At 68.5% G+C, this 16,795-nt stretch carries 16 protein-coding genes and 1 pseudogene; 9 read left to right on the top strand and 8 right to left on the bottom strand.

Going from position 1 to position 16,795, the window contains the following annotated elements; translation table 11 throughout:
• Window positions 1–17 precede the first annotated feature (17 nt).
• The 4 genes and pseudogenes from RAN53_RS03255 to RAN53_RS03240 form a co-directional block, all read right to left on the bottom strand.
• Entirely contained in the window at window positions 18–1,229 is a 1,212-nt protein-coding gene (locus RAN53_RS03255; protein WP_305795379.1) for an MFS transporter, read from the bottom strand.
• A gap of 47 nt (window positions 1,230–1,276) precedes the next feature.
• Entirely contained in the window at window positions 1,277–1,561 is a 285-nt protein-coding gene (locus tag RAN53_RS03250; RefSeq protein WP_305795378.1) for a CC/Se motif family (seleno)protein, read from the bottom strand.
• 3 nt (window positions 1,562–1,564) lie between these two features.
• Window positions 1,565–2,665, bottom strand: coding sequence for an ACR3 family arsenite efflux transporter (arsB, locus tag RAN53_RS03245; protein WP_305795377.1), 1,101 nt, complete (start codon window positions 2,663–2,665; stop codon window positions 1,565–1,567).
• Window positions 2,666–2,678: 13 nt separating this feature from the next.
• Window positions 2,679–2,822: pseudogene (locus tag RAN53_RS03240) on the bottom strand (arsenical resistance protein ArsH); the annotation flags it as partial.
• A 541-nt stretch (window positions 2,823–3,363) separates the two neighbouring features.
• On the opposite strand from RAN53_RS03240, the gene RAN53_RS03235 reads away from it, so the two are divergent.
• Complete coding sequence (locus tag RAN53_RS03235) at window positions 3,364–3,951, top strand: TetR/AcrR family transcriptional regulator (RefSeq protein ID WP_305795376.1); 588 nt, start codon at window positions 3,364–3,366, stop codon at window positions 3,949–3,951.
• A gap of 67 nt (window positions 3,952–4,018) precedes the next feature.
• Entirely contained in the window at window positions 4,019–5,002 is a 984-nt protein-coding gene (locus RAN53_RS03230; RefSeq protein WP_305795375.1) for an MDR family oxidoreductase, read from the top strand.
• Window positions 5,003–5,112: 110 nt separating this feature from the next.
• Here RAN53_RS03230 and RAN53_RS03225 read toward each other — a convergent pair whose 3' ends face one another.
• The gene (locus RAN53_RS03225; protein ID WP_305795374.1) at window positions 5,113–5,895 is read right to left on the bottom strand and encodes an alpha/beta fold hydrolase; all 783 of its coding nucleotides are present in this window, start codon (window positions 5,893–5,895) and stop codon (window positions 5,113–5,115) included.
• The gene (locus tag RAN53_RS03220) at window positions 5,895–7,082 is read right to left on the bottom strand and encodes an acetyl-CoA C-acyltransferase (RefSeq protein WP_305795373.1); all 1,188 of its coding nucleotides are present in this window, start codon (window positions 7,080–7,082) and stop codon (window positions 5,895–5,897) included. Before RAN53_RS03220 ends, RAN53_RS03225 begins: the two co-directional genes overlap by 1 nt.
• Before the next feature lie 198 nt (window positions 7,083–7,280).
• Between RAN53_RS03220 and RAN53_RS03215 the strand changes: the two genes are divergently transcribed.
• The 6 genes from RAN53_RS03215 (at window position 7,281) to RAN53_RS03190 (ending at window position 14,617) form a co-directional block, all read left to right on the top strand.
• A complete protein-coding gene (locus RAN53_RS03215) occupies window positions 7,281–7,856 on the top strand; it encodes a TetR/AcrR family transcriptional regulator (RefSeq protein WP_305795372.1) in 576 nt (191 codons plus the stop codon).
• Window positions 7,857–8,005: 149 nt separating this feature from the next.
• Window positions 8,006–9,679 (top strand): AMP-binding protein, encoded by a 1,674-nt coding sequence (locus RAN53_RS03210; RefSeq protein ID WP_305795371.1) that lies wholly within the window; start codon window positions 8,006–8,008, stop codon window positions 9,677–9,679.
• Between the two features lie 19 nt (window positions 9,680–9,698).
• Window positions 9,699–10,463: an SDR family NAD(P)-dependent oxidoreductase gene (locus RAN53_RS03205; protein ID WP_305795370.1), complete on the top strand. Its 765-nt coding sequence runs from the start codon at window positions 9,699–9,701 to the stop codon at window positions 10,461–10,463.
• 197 nt (window positions 10,464–10,660) lie between these two features.
• Window positions 10,661–12,472 carry an acyl-CoA dehydrogenase C-terminal domain-containing protein gene (locus RAN53_RS03200; protein WP_305795369.1) on the top strand — a complete coding sequence of 604 codons (1,812 nt, stop codon included), beginning with the start codon at window positions 10,661–10,663 and terminating at the stop codon, window positions 12,470–12,472.
• A 210-nt stretch (window positions 12,473–12,682) separates the two neighbouring features.
• Entirely contained in the window at window positions 12,683–13,648 is a 966-nt protein-coding gene (locus RAN53_RS03195; RefSeq protein ID WP_305795368.1) for a putative zinc-binding metallopeptidase, read from the top strand.
• Between the two features lie 87 nt (window positions 13,649–13,735).
• A complete protein-coding gene (locus RAN53_RS03190; RefSeq protein ID WP_305795367.1) occupies window positions 13,736–14,617 on the top strand; it encodes a glutathione S-transferase N-terminal domain-containing protein in 882 nt (293 codons plus the stop codon).
• 12 nt (window positions 14,618–14,629) lie between these two features.
• Here RAN53_RS03190 and RAN53_RS03185 read toward each other — a convergent pair whose 3' ends face one another.
• Window positions 14,630–15,106 carry a nucleoside deaminase gene (locus tag RAN53_RS03185; RefSeq protein ID WP_305795366.1) on the bottom strand — a complete coding sequence of 159 codons (477 nt, stop codon included), beginning with the start codon at window positions 15,104–15,106 and terminating at the stop codon, window positions 14,630–14,632.
• A 132-nt stretch (window positions 15,107–15,238) separates the two neighbouring features.
• Between RAN53_RS03185 and RAN53_RS03180 the strand changes: the two genes are divergently transcribed.
• Window positions 15,239–15,598 (top strand): hypothetical protein, encoded by a 360-nt coding sequence (locus RAN53_RS03180; protein WP_305795365.1) that lies wholly within the window; start codon window positions 15,239–15,241, stop codon window positions 15,596–15,598.
• Between the two features lie 56 nt (window positions 15,599–15,654).
• Here the strand turns inward: RAN53_RS03180 and RAN53_RS03175 are convergent, their stop codons facing one another.
• Window positions 15,655–16,257 (bottom strand): hypothetical protein, encoded by a 603-nt coding sequence (locus RAN53_RS03175; protein WP_305795364.1) that lies wholly within the window; start codon window positions 16,255–16,257, stop codon window positions 15,655–15,657.
• Between the last annotated feature and the right edge of the window lie 538 nt (window positions 16,258–16,795).

The following is a 16,795-nucleotide window of genomic DNA, read 5'->3' as shown; positions in this document are numbered from 1 at the left end:
CGTCGCCCTGACCGGCATCAATCCTTGATGGTGCGCGTCGTCGTCGGCTCGAGGCGTTCGGCAGGCAGGCGGTGCATCGCCCACAGGCCCAGCACCGGCCCCGGCAGCAGCCACCACAGCACCCAGGCGCCCTGCAGCTCCCACAGACTGGTGGTGAGCGAGATGGCGGGGATGGTCAGGGCGAAGCCCACCGCATTCATCACCGCCAGGGTCGCCCCGATCCGCTCGCGCGGGGCGCTGGCCGCGGCCAGCGCCGAGAACTGCGGCGAGTCGGCGATCACGGTCAGCCCCCACAGCGCCAGCACGCTCAGCAGCAGCCCCGGCGGCAGCCAGGTCAGCAGCGGGTAGGCCAGGCAGATCCCCCCCGAGGCGGCCAGCGCCCGGCGTGCCACCCACAGGCTGCCCAGTCGGCGACTCAGGGTTCCGCCGCCGACGCAGCCGGCCAGCCCCAGGGCGATGACGGAAAACGACAGCCAGGGAATCCAGGCCGGCGGGGCACCGAGTCGGGCCACCTCGCGGGCCACCAGGAAGGGGGCGAGGGTCCACAGCGCGTAGAGCTCCCAGCAGTGGCCGAAGTAGCCCCCGGCCACGGCGCGGAAGCGCGCCTCGCGCAGCGCCGCCAGCCCGTCGAGCAGGCGCGCCTTGCCGCTCGAGGACGGCAGGTGTGGGCCATCGCCCAGGGCCAGGATCAGGGCGCCGCCGGCGAGGGCCAGGCAGGATGCCCCCAGCAGCGGCCACTCCCAGGGCAGGCCCAGGCTGGCGCCGCGCAGCAGGTGGGGCAGGGCGGTGCCCAGGGTCAGCATGCCCACCAGCCAGGCCAGCGCCGCCCCGGTGTGCTTCGGCGTCCAGCCGATCACCAGCTTCATGCCCAGCGGGTAGATGCCGGCCAGGCAGAGTCCGGTCAGCAGGCGCAACATGATCGCCAGGGACCACTGGTCCGCCACCAGCACGAAGCCGGCGTTGGCCAGGGCGCCGGCCAGGCAGGCGGCGGCGAAGATGCGGCTGGCGCGGAAGCGGTCGGCCAGCCCGGTGGTGGCGATGAACAGGGTGCCGGCGATGAAGCCGGCCTGCACGGTCAGGGTCAGTCGGCCGAGGTCCGCCTCAGAGAATCCCAGGTCGCGGGAGAGGGAGAGCCCCACGCCGTTGACGGAGAACCATAGCGAGGTGCCGAACAGCTGGGCCAGCACGATGGTCAGCAGCGGGAAGCGCCGCAGGAGGGTTGCAGTCATTCCTTGATCCTCACCGGGAAGGCGCCGCGGCGCAAGCGGCGAGAGGGCTATCTCGACACCGGTACGCCGTCCACGAAGAGATGCCTGAGGCCCAGGAAGCCTTCGACGTCGAGCCTGAGTCCCTGGTCGACCAGCGTCGGGTCGATGTAGAGCCTCAGCCCCTCGAACTCGACGCATGTATAGCACGCCGGCGCATCCGGGGCCTTGGCCTCGGCCACCGCGATGTCGGCCCCGCCGCCACAGCAGCCGTGGCGGGGAGACAGTCGTACCGTGGCCACGCCGCCCTTCTTTCGCAGCCATTCCCGGGCGCGGTCACTGACCTCGATGGCCATGGCTCAGCCCCGGGCCTCGGCCGTGGCCTTCGTCCCGGCCTCGGGGAAGTGGTGGCGGGTCTTGTTGGCGATGCGCACCAGGGCGAGCATCAGCGGCACCTCCACCAGCACGCCCACCACCGTGGCCAGCGCCGCGCCCGACTGCAGGCCGAACAAGGCGATGGCGGCCGCCACCGCCAGCTCGAAGAAGTTGCTGGCGCCGATCATCGCCCCGGGGGCCGCCACGTTGTGAGGCACCTTCCACGCCTTGGCCCAGCCGTAGGCGATGAAGAAGATCAGGAAGGTCTGGAGGATCAGCGGGATGGCGATCAGCACGATATGCAGCGGCGCCTCGAGGATCACCTCGCCCTGGAAGGCGAACAGCAGCACCAGGGTGATGATCAGCCCGACGGGAGTGATCGGGCCCACCTTCTTCATGAAGACGTTGTCGTACCACTCGCTGCCGCGGCGGGCGATCAGGATGCGCCGGGTCAGATACCCCGCGGTGAGCGGGATGACGATATACAGGAAGACCGACAGCGCCACCGTGTCCCAGGGCACTTGGATGTTGGAGACGCCGAGCAGGAAGACCACGATGGGGGCGAAGGCGAACAGCATGATCAGGTCGTTGAGGGCGACCTGAACCAGGGTGTAGGCGGCGTCGCCGCGGGTCAGGTAGCTCCACACGAAGACCATGGCCGTGCAGGGGGCGGCGCCCAGCAGGATGGCCCCGGCCAGGTACTGGCTGGCGCGTTCGGCAGGAATCAAGGGGGCGAATACCACCGTCAGGAAGAACCAGGCGATGGCGAACATGGTGAAGGGCTTGATCAGCCAGTTCACGGTGGTGGTGATGACCAGCCCCCTGGGCTGGCGGCGCACGCCGAGGATGGCGGTGAAGTCGATCTGCGCCATCATCGGGAAGATCATCGCCCAGATCAGCATCGCCACCGGGATCGACACCTGGGCGTATTCGAACCGCGAGAGCGTCTCGGGGATCGCCGGGGCGAACTGGCCGAGCAGCACCCCGGCGACGATGGCCAGTGCCACCCAGACCGAGAGGAAGCGCTCGAAGAGCCCCATGCCTTCACTGGTGCTGGGTGACTGGGATTCCTGATGTGCGGTCATGATGTGACTCCTGTCAGATGGCGCGCTGATTGACCCGGGCGGAGAGCTGCTCGACCGACTCCTTGCGTTCGGAGTAGCGGTCGGTCAGCGCCTCGCTGCGGCCGCGCACCAGCAGCGTGAACTTCACCGGCTCCTCCATCACGTCGACGATGCTGTCAGAGAGAGACGCAGGATGCGCGGGACGTGCTCGCCTGCGGTGGGAATGCCCAGGCTCACGCCGTCCGGTACCCGGAACCGTTCGCGATCGATATTGGGCAGGTCGTCCAGGGGATGGGGGGCACGCGGTATCTCCTTGTGTTGCCTCTTCCCGGGAGGCGCGCCGGTGGATCTCTTCACGGGCCCGCTGCAGAGCCTCGGCGTAGGTGGAGCGGCAGGCGTTGCCGGTGTAGAGAAACAGTACGTTCATGGTGTCTCCATCGAGACAGGCGCTGGGGCGGGGATCAGGCTGTTGTGCGGCTTACGATATATGAAAAATCATATATCCTCAATGTCGTTCCCTGCACAAGGCGACGTTGGCGCGGCCCGTCGCGCACAACCTTGCCATGTCGCTCAGGGGCATTGCGCCGAGCCGGGGCGTGCCGGCTAGAACCCCTGCCCTTTGCACGAGGCGGCTTGGAATAAGTAGACGACTGGTCTATATTGATCCCATGACTCAGACAACCTCCCATAAGCCCCGTCGCCGAGGCCGGCCCCCCAAGGTGGCACGAGATGACCCCGACACCCGCGCCACGCTGATCCGCAGCGGACTCGAGGTGCTGACCGAGCAGGGCTTCATCGCCTCGGGCATCGACGGCATCCTCAAGCGGGTCGGCGTGCCCAAGGGCTCCTTCTATTACTATTTCGACAGCAAGGAAGCCTTCGGACGGGCGGTGATGGAGCGCTATGGGGCTTATTTTGCCGCCAAGCTCGAGCGCTACCTGAGCGACGACGCACGACCGCCGCTGGCGCGCATCGAAGCCTTCGTCGAGGATGCCAGGGCGGGCATGGCCCGGCACGATTTTCGCCGGGGCTGCCTGGTGGGCAACCTGGGACAGGAGGCCGGGGGGCTGCCGGCGGGTTATCGCGACTGGCTGCGCGCGACTCTCGCCGACTGGCAGCAGCGACTGGCTCGCTGTCTGCGCGAGGCCCAGGCGACCGGCGACCTCAGCCAGGACGCCGATTGCGACAGGCTTGCCGAGGCCTTCTGGATCGGCTGGGAAGGGGCCGTGATGCGCGCCCGGCTGGAAGCCGGTCCGCGCCCCCTGGAGGTGTTTATCACGACTTACATGGAAGGGCTGCCCCGCTAGATGGGTGCCTTTCATGGCTTTTTTATAGACGACCGGTCTATAAATGCTCTGCAACGCAAGGTGCATGATGTTCAAGGCAATTCTGATCGACAAGAACGACAAGGGTCAGCAGGTAGGGCTCGAGACGCTGGACGAGTCGCGCCTGCCGGATGGCGATGTCACCGTGAGGGTCGAGTGCAGCACCCTCAACTACAAGGATGCCCTGGCCATCACCGGCAAGGGCCCGGTGGTGCGCAAGTTCCCCATGGTGCCGGGGATCGATCTGGCCGGCACGGTGGAGGCGTCCACGAGCGAGGCCTATGCCCCGGGCGATACGGTGCTGCTCAACGGCTGGGGCGTGGGCGAGACCCACTGGGGTGGCCTGGCCGAGAAGGCTCGCCTGGACAGTCGCTGGCTGATCCCCCATCCGTCGGCTTTCACGGCCCGGCAATCCATGGCCATCGGTACCGCCGGCTACACGGCCATGCTCTCGGTCATGGCGCTGGAACGTCAGGGCGTCACCCCGGATCAGGGCGAGGTGCTGGTGACCGGCGCCAACGGCGGCGTGGGCAGCTACGCCATCGCGCTGCTCGCGCGGCTGGGCTATCGCGTGGTGGCCTCCACCGGGCGCCTGGAGGAGACGGACTATCTCAAGGCGCTCGGGGCCGAGCAAGTGATCGACCGGGCGGAGCTGTCCGAGCCGGGGCGTCCGCTGGCCAAGGAGCGCTGGGCGGGGGCGGTCGACTCGGTGGGCAGCCACACCCTGGTCAACGTCCTCGCGGCGACCCGCTACGGCGGTACGGTGACGGCCTGCGGGCTGGCCCAGGGCATGGACCTGCCGGCCAGTGTCGCGCCCTTTATCCTGCGTGGCGTGACCCTGGCGGGGATCGACAGTGTGATGCGCCCCCGCGAGGATCGCCTCGAGGCCTGGCGGCGGCTGGGCGAGCTGCTGGCCCCCGAGCAGCTCGATGCCATCACCCGCACCATCGCCCTCGACGAAGCCGTCGAGGCGGCCGACGACCTGCTGGCCGGCCGGATCCGCGGGCGCCTGGTGGTGGAGATGACGCGCTGAGGAGTGACTGACCCTCAGCGACCGGCGACCGGCAACCGGCAACCGGCAACCGGCAACCGGCGCAGGCGGGGCTTCCGCCGTGCCGGTTGTGTCGGGCGGACGCTCCGGCGTCAGGCCGTCGTCTGCGTTGTCAGGAAGGGAAGAAGGGTGGCGATCAGCCGCTCGGGGCACTCGCGATGGGGCACATGGCCGCAGGGCAGGATCCGTGCTTCACCGGGACCTGTACTGCGCTCGGCGATGTAGCGGGCCTGGGCCGGTGAGCCGAACTCGTCGTGTTCACCGTGGATTGCCAGGGTCGGGCAGTGCACCCGGGAAAGCGCCGCGGCCAGGTCCCAATCGGCGAAGGCCTCGGTCTGCCAGGTGTCGACCCAGGCGCGCAGCACCCACTGCGCCTTGTCGCCATGGTGGCGAGCCAGGCGCGCCAGCTGGTCTGGGTCGCGGAAGGCGGCGTCCGCCTCGCGGATGCCGGCCAGGATGCGCGGCTCCATGAAGGCCTGGGCCGCCACGCTGATCAGGGCCTCGCAGCCGTCGGCGTGCTGGCCGGCGGCCTCGATGGCCATCCCGCCACCCACGCTGTGACCGAGCAGCACGAACCCCGAGAGCCCCAGCTCCTCGCGCAGGGCGGCGAAGGTGGTGCGGGCCTCGTCGGCGATAAAGCTCATGGGCAGCTTGCCGGGGTAGGGCGCGGAGAGGCCGAACCCCAGCCGGTCATAGGCGATCACCTCGCGGCCGGTCACCTGGCTGAGCAGCGCCGGGAACGTTCGCCACAGCGCCACGCAGCCCAGTGAATCATGCAGCAGCACGATGGGGCTGCGCAGCGCCTCGGTCGTTTCCGGACGCCAGCGGGCGACATGGATGCTGCCCGCCGGGGTCTCGAGGGTGAAGGCCTCCATCAGTCGATCAGTTCGACGGCCACCGCGGTGGCCTCGCCGCCGCCGATGCACAGGCTGGCGATGCCGCGCTTGCCGCCCTTGGTGCGCAGGGCGTGGATCAGGGTGGCGATGATCCGCGAGCCGGTGGAGCCGATGGGGTGGCCCTGGGCACAGGCGCCGCCGAAGACGTTGACCTTGTCGTGGGGGATGTCCAGTCCGTCCATGGCCAGCAGGGTGACCACCGCGAAGGCCTCGTTGATCTCGAAGAGGTCGACGTCGTCCACCGTCCAGTCGAGCTTCTTCAGCAGCTTGTCGATGGCGCCCACCGGGGCGATGGTGAACTCGCTGGGGTGCTGGGAGTGGGTGCTGTGGCCGAGCATGCGTGCCAGGGGCTTGGCACCCAGGCGCTCGGCGGCCGCCTGGCTTGCCAGGATCAGCGCCGAGGCGCCATCGGAGATGGAGCTTGCGTTGGCTGCGGTGATGGTGCCCTCCTTGGCGAAGGCGGGGCGCAGCGAGCGGATCTTGTCCAGCTTGGCCTGGAAGGGTTGCTCGTCGTGGTTGACGACGGTCTCGCCCTTGCGGTCGGTGACGGTGACCGGCGCCATCTCGGCGTCCAGGTGGCCGGCCTCGGTGGCCGCCATGGCACGTTCGAGCGACGCGATGGCGAAGTCGTCCAGGCGCTCGCGGCTGTAGTCCCGGGCCGTGGCGACGTCCTGGGCGAAGACCCCCATCAGCTTGCCGGTCTCGGCGTCCTCCAGGCCATCCAGGAACATGTGGTCCTTGAGCTCACCGTGGCCCAGGCGATAGCCGGTGCGTGCCTTGGTCAGCACATGGGGGGCGTTGGACATGGACTCCATGCCGCCGGCCAGCATCACCTCGCCGCTGCCGGCGCGGATCAGGTCGTGGGCCAGCATGGTGGCCTTCATGCCCGAGCCGCACAGCTTGTTGATGGTGGTGGCGCCGATGGCATCGGGAATGCCGGCCTGGCGCATGGCCTGGCGGGCCGGGCCCTGCTTGACCCCGCCGGGCAGCACGCAGCCCAGGACGCCCTCGTCGATGCTGTCGGCAGAGATGCCGGCGCGTTCGATGGCGGCACGGATGGCCACCGCGCCCAGCTCCGGGGCGGTCAGGCTGGCGAGGCTGCCGAGCATCCCGCCCATGGGGGTGCGGGCGGCGGCGAGGAAGACGATATCGCTGGAGTGGCTCATGGTGATTCTCCCGGTGTGGCGTGCGGTTCCCGCTGGAGCCGCCTTGTCATTGTATTTCGCGATTGTATTTCGCGAATGAATTTCGCGGTTGTATTGCTCGTGATTGCAGGCTGCCCCGCACCGCGTTGACCCACCGGCGGGGCTGTGGTCTTCTCAGGGTCAACCAAGCAAGCGCTAGTGTAAACGTCGATGAATGTAATGAATGAGTCACCGCGCCGCAAGGAGTTGACCCGCCAGGCCGCCCAGCTGTTCGTCCAGGAGGGCTTCGACCGCACTACGGTGCGCATGCTGGCCCAGGAGATGGGCATCAAGTCCGGCAGCCTGTTCCATCACTTCCGCGACAAGCAGGAGATCCTGGCCGCGGTGATCGAGGAGGGGACCCAGAACGCCCTGATCATCGCCCGGGAGGCCCTCGCTCGCTGTGACAGCAGCGCCTCGGCGCGGTTGCATGCCATGGCCCGCGCCCACCTCGAGACCCTGCTCACCGATCGCAGCGCCCATGTGGTCGCCCTCTACGATTGGCGCCGTCTCGACCCCGAGGCCCGCGCTCACCTGAGCCATCTGCGCGACGCCTATGAGGCGCTGTGGGAGCAGGTGATCGATGCGGCCCTGGCCGAAGGACTCATCCACGGCGACCGCTTCCTGGTGTCGCGCTTCGTGATGGGCGCGCTCAACTGGACGGTGCGCTGGTATGACCCGGAAGGCCCCCGTACCCCCGACGAATTGGCCGATGAACTGGTGGCCATGATCACCCGCTCCGGTTCGGCCGACTGAATACGGTCGACCAACGTCTAGTCGTTTCTCCTGCTCTCTGCCCTTGCCCTGTGCGGTCCGACTCGCTAGCTTGGACCTAGCGCTTGATAGGTTTACGCTTACGTTAACTGCAATCCATAACAACCACAAACCTTCCACGAGGACAGCCCATGAGCACGCACGCCCATCTGCCCGATTACCGCGACTATCTGGAGCGTTTCTCCATCGATGAGGTCATCGCTCGCCTCGACGACCACCAGGACGGCAAGGCCAACGCCTTCGAGTCCTGCTGCGGGCGCCACCTGCGCGCCGGCCGGGGCGAGGTGCTGGCGCTGGTCCAGGAGGACACCCAGGGCAACGTCAACACTTTGACCTATGCCGAGCTCGAGGCCGAGAGCGCCCGGCTCGCCGGCTGGCTGGCCGAGCGCGGCCTGGGCGTGGGCGACCGCATCGCCTGCATGCTGCCGCGCTCGCCGCAGCTTCTGGTCGCCATCCTGGCGACCTGGCGCATCGGTGCCGTCTACCAGCCGCTGTTCACCGCCTTCGGCCCGGATGCCGTGGACTACCGCCTGGGCCGCGCCGACACCCGCCTGGTGATCACCGATCACGCCAACCGCTTCAAGTTCGACGGCCTGTCCCAGTGCCCGCCGGTGCTCGCCGTGGGCGGGCCCAGCGCCGACTATGGCGACGACCTCGACTGGACCGATGCCCTGGCCCACTCGCCGATCGAGGCCACGCCGCCGCGCCTGGGTCGGGATGCGCCCTTCCTGCAGATGTTCACCTCCGGCACCGTGGGCAAGCCCAAGGGCGTGGCGGTGCCGCTCTCCGCCATGCCGGCCTTCGCCCTCTACATGGAGCTGGCCGTCGACCTGCGCGACAGCGACCGCTTCTGGAACATGGCCGACCCGGGCTGGGCCTACGGCCTCTACTACGCCATCGCCGGTCCGCTGCTGCTGGGCGTCACCACCCACTTCTGCGAGGCGGGCTTCTCCGCCGAGGGCGCGATGGCCTTCATGCAGCGCCACCGCATCACCAACTTCGCCGCCGCTCCCACCGCCTACCGGCTGATGAAGGCCTCGGGCCTGTTCGACGACGCCCACCAGACCCTCGAGCTGCGCGCGGCGAGCTCCGCCGGCGAGCCGCTCAATAGCGAGGTGGTCACCTGGGTGGAGCGCTCCCTGGGCTGCCCGGTCATGGACCACTACGGCCAGACCGAGACCGGCATGACCTGCAACAACCACCATGCCCTGGCGCATCCCAAGCACGTCGGCGGCATGGGCGTGCCCATGCCGGGCTACCGCCTGGCGATTCTCGACGCCGAGTATAACGAGCTGCCCGCCGGCGAGCCGGGGGTGCTGGCGGTGGATATCGCGAACTCCCCGGCGTTCTTCTTCCCCGGCTACACCTGGCAGGAGAAGCACCCCTTCGCCGAGGGGTACTACCTGACCGGCGACGTGGTGATTCGCAACGACGACGGCACCTTCCAGTTCGCCGGCCGCGACGACGACATCATCACCACCGCCGGCTATCGCGTCGGCCCCACCGACGTGGAGAACAGCGTGATGACCCACCCGGCGGTGGCCGAATCCGCCGCCGTGGGCCAGCCCGACGAGATTCGCGGCGAGATCATCAAGTCCTACGTGGTGCTGCGCGAGGGCTTCGAGCCAAGCGACGAGCTGGCCGAGGCGATCCGCAAGCAGGTGCGCGAGCGCCTCTCCACCCACGCCTTCCCGCGGGTGATCGAGTTCGTCGATGAGCTGCCCAAGACCCCCAGCGGCAAGATCCAGCGCTTCAAGCTGCGCGCCGATGCCTCCGAGAAGGCCGATGAGACCCCGGCCAAATGACGCCCCCGAGGAAACCAACATGCAAGTCAAGGACAATACCTTTCTGATTACCGGCGCCGCCTCCGGGCTGGGGGCGGCCACCGCCGAGCGCCTGGTGGCCGCGGGTGGCCGGGTGGTGCTCTGCGACCTGAGCGATGCCGTCGACGCCCACGCCGAGCGCCTGGGCGATGCCGCCCGGGCGGTGCGTGGCGACGTCACCTCGGGTGACGACATCCAGGCCGCGGTAGCCGCCGCCGTGGCCCTCGGCGACGGGCGCCTGGCCGGAGTAGTGCACTGCGCCGGCGTGGTCAGCGTGGCCAAACTGGTCGACCGCGAGGGCAACCCCGCCGACCTCGAGGCCTATAACCGCACCATCCAGATCAACCTGGTGGGCACCTTCAACGTGATGCGCCTGGCCGCGGCGGCCATGGCCAAGAACACCCCTAGCGAGGATGGCGAGCGCGGGGTGATCATCAACACCGCCTCCATCGCCGCCATGGACGGTCAGGTGGGGCAGTGCGCCTATAGCGCCTCCAAGGCCGGCGTGGTGGGCATGAGCCTGCCGGCGGCCCGGGAGCTCTCGCGCCACGGCGTGCGCGTGATGGCCATCGCGCCCGGGGTGTTCGAGACCCCGATGATGAGCGAGATCCCCGACGAGGCCGCCCAGGCCCTGGCCGCCGCCGTGCCGTTCCCCAAAAGGCTCGGCAAGCCCGACGAGTACGCCCGCCTGGCCGAGCAGATCATCACCAACCCCATGCTCAACGGCGAGGTGATCCGCCTCGACGGCGGCATTCGCATGCAGTAGGCCTTCGGCCAGCCACAAGGGGTCAAGGAGCAAGGGGAGGCGTCCCTTGACTCCTTGACCCCTTGATCCTTTCCGCCTCTTCAAACGAACGCTTGACTCTCCATTCTCTCGCGGGTAATTTCAAACACATGTTTGAAAGCGGCCGCCGCCGCCTTCCTGCGCCCGGTTACCGGCGCCATTGATTGTGGAGAGTTGAGATGCCCGACTATCAGGCCCCCCTGCGCGATATCCGCTTCGTCATGGACGAGATGCTGGACTACCCGGCCCACTACGCCCGCCTGCCCGGCGGCGAGGAGGCCAGCCCCGACGTGGTCGCCGCGATCCTGGAGGAGGGCGCGCGCTTCGCCCGCGAGGTGCTGCTGCCGCTGAACCAGAGCGGCGACCGCGAGGGCTGCCTGCTGGAGGGCGGCGAGGTGAAGGCGCCCAAGGGCTTCAAGGAGGCCTATGCCCAGTACGTGGAGGGCGGCTGGCCGAGCCTGGCCGCCGACCCCGAGCACGGCGGCCAGGGGCTGCCGCACTCGCTTGCCATGGTGCTCAACGAGATGGTCTGCTCCACCAACCTGGCCTGGGGCATGTACCCGGGGCTCTCCCACGGGGCCGCCGATGCCCTGCGCCACCACGGCACCGACGAGCAGAAGGCCACCTACCTGACCAGGCTGGTGGAGGGCACCTGGACCGGCACCATGTGCCTGACCGAGCCCCACTGCGGCACCGACCTCGGCCTGATCAAGACTCGCGCGGTGCCCACCGATGACGGCGCCTATGACATCACCGGCACCAAGATCTTCATCTCCGCCGGCGAGCACGACCTGGCCGAGAACATCGTCCACCTGGTGCTGGCCAAGCTGCCCGACGCCCCCGAGGGCTCGAAAGGCATCTCGCTGTTCGTGGTGCCCAAGTATCTGCCGAACGAGGCGGGTGAGCCGGGTGAGCGCAACGGCGTGGTGTGCGGGTCGCTGGAGCACAAGATGGGCATCCACGGCAACGCCACCTGCGTGATGAACTTCGATGCGGCCAAGGGCTACCTGGTGGGTGCGCCCCACAAGGGCCTGGCCTGCATGTTCACCATGATGAACGCCGCCCGTATCGGCGTCGGCATCCAGGGCCTGGGCCTCACCGAGGCGAGCTTTCAGAACGCCCTGGCCTATGCCCGCGACCGCCTGCAGATGCGCGCGCTCTCAGGCCCCAAGGCGCCGGAGAAGGCCGCCGACCCGATCATCGTCCACCCGGACGTGCGCCGCATGCTGCTGACCCAGAAGGCCTTCGCCGAGGGCGGCCGCATGCTTGCGCTCTACACCGCCCAGATGATCGATATCGTCGAGCACGGCGCTGATGCCGCCGAGAAGGAACAGGCCGAGACCCTGCTGGGCCTGTTGACCCCCATCGTCAAGGCGTTCCTCACCGAGGTGGGCTTCGAGGCCACCAATGAAGGGGTTCAGGTGTTCGGCGGCCACGGCTTCATCCAGGAGTGGGGCATGGAGCAGCTGGTGCGCGACGCGCGCATCACCCGCCTCTACGAAGGCACCACCGGCATCCAGGCGCTCGACCTGCTCGGCCGCAAGGTGCTGATGAGCCAGGGCGAGAGCCTCAAGGTCTTCACCAGGGAGATCCACAAGTTCTGCCAGGCCGAGGAGGGCAACGCCGAGCTCGCCGAGTTCGTGCGCCCGCTGGCCAAGCTCAATCAGGAGTGGGGCGAGCTGACCATGGCCATCGGCATGAAGGCCATGAGCGATCGCGAGGAGGTGGGCGCCGCCAGCGTCGACTACCTGATGTACTCGGGCTACGTGACCCTGGCCTACCTGTTCGCCCGCGCCGCCAAGCAGGCCCGCGGCGTGCTGGCCGAGGGCACCGACGAGGCCGCCTTCTACCGTGCCAAGCTGGATACCGCGCGCTTCTTCTACCAGCGCCTGCTGCCGCGTACCCGCGCCCACAAGGGGTCCATCGAGGCCGGCGCCGACTCGCTGATGGCGATCAGCGCCGAGGACTTCGGCCTGGGGTTTGAAATCTGAGTCGAGTTATGGGCTTGCGCTCATCGCGACGAACGACAGGCGGCAGGGGCTTCCTTTGCCGCCTTGTTGTTTTATGTTGAGCAAGGCGTTTCGGGTTGGGAAGAACGTTTCGCGTTGAGAGTGGCGTTTGCTCGGCTGCCGCACAAGGAGGACGATGCGCGATAGAGCGTCGGGCCATCTGCCTTGCGGTAACCGCGGAGTGACTGCCTCATGCGTGTCTTTGCCAACCCGGTCGGTGCCGGGGCCCTGTGGTTCGACAACCTCGCCACCGCCGACGGCACGCCCGTCGCCTATGACCCCCAGGCCAGGGCCTTCTTACCCATGCCGCCGTTCTGTGTGAATCGCGAGGTCATCGGCTGCAACTGGATCGCCCCCAGGCAGGGCGCCTTCTGCCGCTCTTGTGCCATGACCGCGCTGGCGCCGGACCCCTCCATTCCCGATGCCATGCCCAACTGGGCGCAGACCGAGGCCGCCAAGCGCTGGGTGCTCGACAACCTGGGGCGCTGGCACTGGTTTCGCCCCGAGGATCCCGGCGCACCGCCGGTGTTTCATATGCTGGCCGAGGGGCCGACTCCGGTGGCCATGGGCCATGCCGGGGGCGTGGTGACCATCAGCGTGGCCGAGGCGGATGAGGTGCTGCGAACCACGCGCCGGGAGGCCCTGGAGGAGCCCTACCGCACCATGATCGGCCATATGCGCCACGAGATCTCGCATATGCTGTGGTGGCGCCTCAGCCTGCGCGAGGACTTCCTCGAGGCCTTCAGGGCCATGTTCGGCGATGAACGAGAGGACTATCCCGCCGCGCTCCAGCGTTACTTCCATGACGGTCCGCCGCCGGACTGGCGGCTACGCTTCCTGACCACCTACGCCTCCGCGCATCCCCACGAGGACTGGGCCGAGACCGCCGCCCATCTGCTGCACCTGACCGATATCACCGACAGCTTCGTGGCGGCGGGGCTCTCCTCCCCGGAGCTGCCGAGCCCCTACTGGGACCCCTACGTGGAGCCCGACGCCGAGCGCCTGATCCGGGTCGCGACCAGCCTGGTGGCAGGCGTCAACCACGTCAATCGCTCCATGGGGCTCTCCGATCTCTACCCCTTCGCGCTCTCGGATGCCGCACGCCAGAAGCTTGCCTTCGTGCATGACTGGCTGCGTCGTGGCGCCCAGGGGCTGTAAGCCGACACGAGTCGGAGGCATGATGACCGCTTCACGCTCCGCCGCGATGGCGAGTGGCACAACAACAACGTCCAAGAGGAATCGCCCATGTCACGAACCCTCCGTCTGCAGGCGCTGATCCGCCTGCTGCGCCATCGCCGGGAGCCCATGCCCGGCCCCGCCCTTGCCGAGGCGCTGGGCATCTCGCTGCGTACGCTCTACCAGGAGATCGCCGTGCTGCGCGCGGTGGGTATCGAGGTGGTCAACCAGCCCGGCGAGGGGTATGTGCTGCCGCCCGAGGTCACCCTGCCGCCGCCGGCCCTGGCGGAGCCCGAGGCGACCGGGCAGGGCGAGGGTGTCACGGCCCAAGCGGTGCCCGCCGAGCTGGTGTTCTACACCAACCCGTTGTCGCGCGGTGGCATCGTGCACTGGATGCTCGAGGAGCTCGGCGTCAACTACCGCACGGTGATGCTGGAGTACGGCGCCACCATGAAGGCGCCGGAGTACCTCGCCATCAACCCGCTGGGCAAGGTGCCGGCCATCCGCCATGGCGACACCGTGGTGACCGAGGCAGCGGCCATCTGCGCCTACCTCGCCGATGCCTTTCCCGGGGCGGGCCTTGCGCCACCGCCCGCCGCGCGGGGCGACTACTACCGCTGGCTGTTCCTCGCCGCCGGCCCGCTGGAGACCGCCATCGCGCTGAACGGCCTGGGCGTTACGCCCACGGCGGAGCAGCAGATGCGCATGGGCCATGGAGACTACTGGACGCTGGTGGAGACCCTGGCCAGCGCCGTGGCGGACCGGCCCTTCATCGCCGGCAACGCCTTCAGCGCGGCGGATGTCTACGTGGGCTCACACATCGGCTGGGGCATGCAGTTCGGCACCCTGCCGCGTCGCCCCGAGTTCGAGGCCTACTGGGCGGGCCTGGCCGAACGGCCTGCCCAGCGGCGCTGTGCGGCATTCATCGAGCAGGCGCGGGTCACCGGCTGAGGACAGCGCGCCTCAGGCGCCGTGCAGGCGGCGGTGCAGCTCGCGGATCCGCTCGGCGAAGGCCGGCACCGGGCCCTCGGCCACCGCGTTCGGCACCACCTGCTGGATCGGCAGCGGGGCCACCGGCGCCGGCGAGACGCCCATCTCCTCGAGCCAGCCGATGAGCTGCTGGGAGGAGCTGGCGTAGACGATCCGCCCCAGGCCCACCCAGCCGTGGGCCGCCGCACACATGGGGCAGTGCTCGCCGGAGGTGTAGACCGTGGCCCGGGCGCGCTGCTCGGGCGTCAGGTGCTCCGCCGCCCAGCGTGCCAGGAAGAACTCCGGGTGCCGGGTGGCATCACCGCCGGCCACGTGGTTGTGGTCCTCCGCCAGTACCTCCCCGTCGCCGCTCACCAGCACCGAGCCGAAGGGCTCGTCGCCCGCCTCCAGCCCCTTCTCCGCCAGCGCCACGCAGCGCTCCAGGTGGGGCATGTCCTTCGCATCGATCATCGTCCGGGCTCCTTGGGTGTCCGAGTGACCACCAGCATACGCCATGCTCGCCGTTGGCCAAGCCGGGTCCCGGTTCGGCAGGACCGCCTGAGGCTGCCACACTGTGGCCACCCCCTTCCCGAGGAGCCAATCATGAGCAATGGACCCTATGGGCAACTCGCCTGCGGCTGCGGCGCCGTCACGCTGCTGGTGTGCGGTGCACCGCTCGGCCACGGCCGGGATGCCGAGGGTGAGCCCGTGAGCCTCTGGCCCCAGGAGGCCATCCAGCTCGGCCAGGGCGCCGATGAGCTCGAGGTGGTGCCGGATGCGAGCGGCGTCGATGCCTGGCAGTGCTGGCGCTGCGGCGAGCGCCTGTTGCACGCCGATGATGAGGCCGGCGTGGCGGTGCTGGCGGGCTCTTCAGAGGACGACGACGAGGCCGGCGTGGCACTGACGGCGGCGCAGCAACGCCGGCTCGCGGCACTGGGCTATCGGGTCGACGCCGGGCCCTAGCGGCGGGGCATCACGGGCGAAAGGGCAGGGGAGGCGGTAATGCCTCCCCTGTGGCGTCAGGTGCTGCGCAGATCGCAGCTGACTGCCGGGTTGAAGGGCTCCAGGTTGCCGCTCGGATTCTCGCGTAACCAGACGTGCTGGTCGTAGTGAGGCTCGAAGCCATGGGCCTGGTCGCCGGGGATGGCCGGGTCATCGGCCATGTAGTCCCAGCGGCGGCCCAGCAAGCTTGGCGGATCAACGTTGCCGGCCTCATGCCAGGCCCGTGTAAAGACCAGGTTCTCGATGCCCACCAGCACCAGGGTGCCGTCCGGCTGGGGCTCGTAGAGCAGGATGGCGGGGTTGTTGAAGTCGGTATGGGTACCTGTACCGTTAACACGCGGCTCGCTGGCGGTGAGGCCCAGCAGGTCGGGGCGCAGGTAGTGGATGCCCATGTGACCGAGTTCCGGCGGCAGTCCATGCGCGCCGGCCTTGACGCACTCGCCGGAGGGATCCGGCACATAGCCCTCCGCCAGGGCCACGTTGATGTCCTCGAAACGCTGGGTGGCGGTGCGCAGTGTCTCGATCATTGCCTCGGTGTCGTCGGCCATCAAGTGCGCGGTTGGCAGACCCGCCGCCGCAAGCCCGATGGCGAGGACGCCGCCCCGCAGGATGTCACTCATCTCGTGATCCTCCAGATGAGCCGGGCAGCCCAGCTCGCTGCTGGCGCCCGGCACGGATGCGCTGCCTGCCGGTGAGGCAGGCCGAGCGCGAAGGGCGGTCCATCCCTACCAATATAGCCAGCGCGGACCCCTTGTGCCGGTGCTCATTGTGGACCCTGGTTCGTGGACAGGGCAGGCGTGGCAGCCCGAATCCCCCTGAGCTAGGCTGGAATGGCAAGGCAGGAGAGCAAGGCCCGCAAACGGCCGGCGCAGGGGGCAGGGACGCAGGATGATGACGAGACTCAGCAGACGTAACGTTTTACCGGCGTTTTCTCGGAACAGGGGCGAAGCCCCCGATCCGGCGAAATGCCGGTTTTATTTTGATTTTCTTATGACAGGTTTCGACCCTAAGCGGCCATGCCGGAAAAGTCAGCGAGCACGGTCGCTGAGGATATGTGGCATACACAGTGATCGGTGTTATGTGGCTGTATACTTAATAACTTGGGATTTCAATAGGATGAGAGGGGGTTGAGCGTGCGGCATAACATTGTTGAACGCG

The organism is Halomonas sp. SSL-5 (genome assembly GCF_030708455.1).
Lineage (GTDB): Bacteria > Pseudomonadota > Gammaproteobacteria > Pseudomonadales > Halomonadaceae > Halomonas.
The sequence above is the reverse complement of the archived record's forward strand: the minus strand, read 5'-3'. Positions and strand labels throughout refer to the sequence as shown.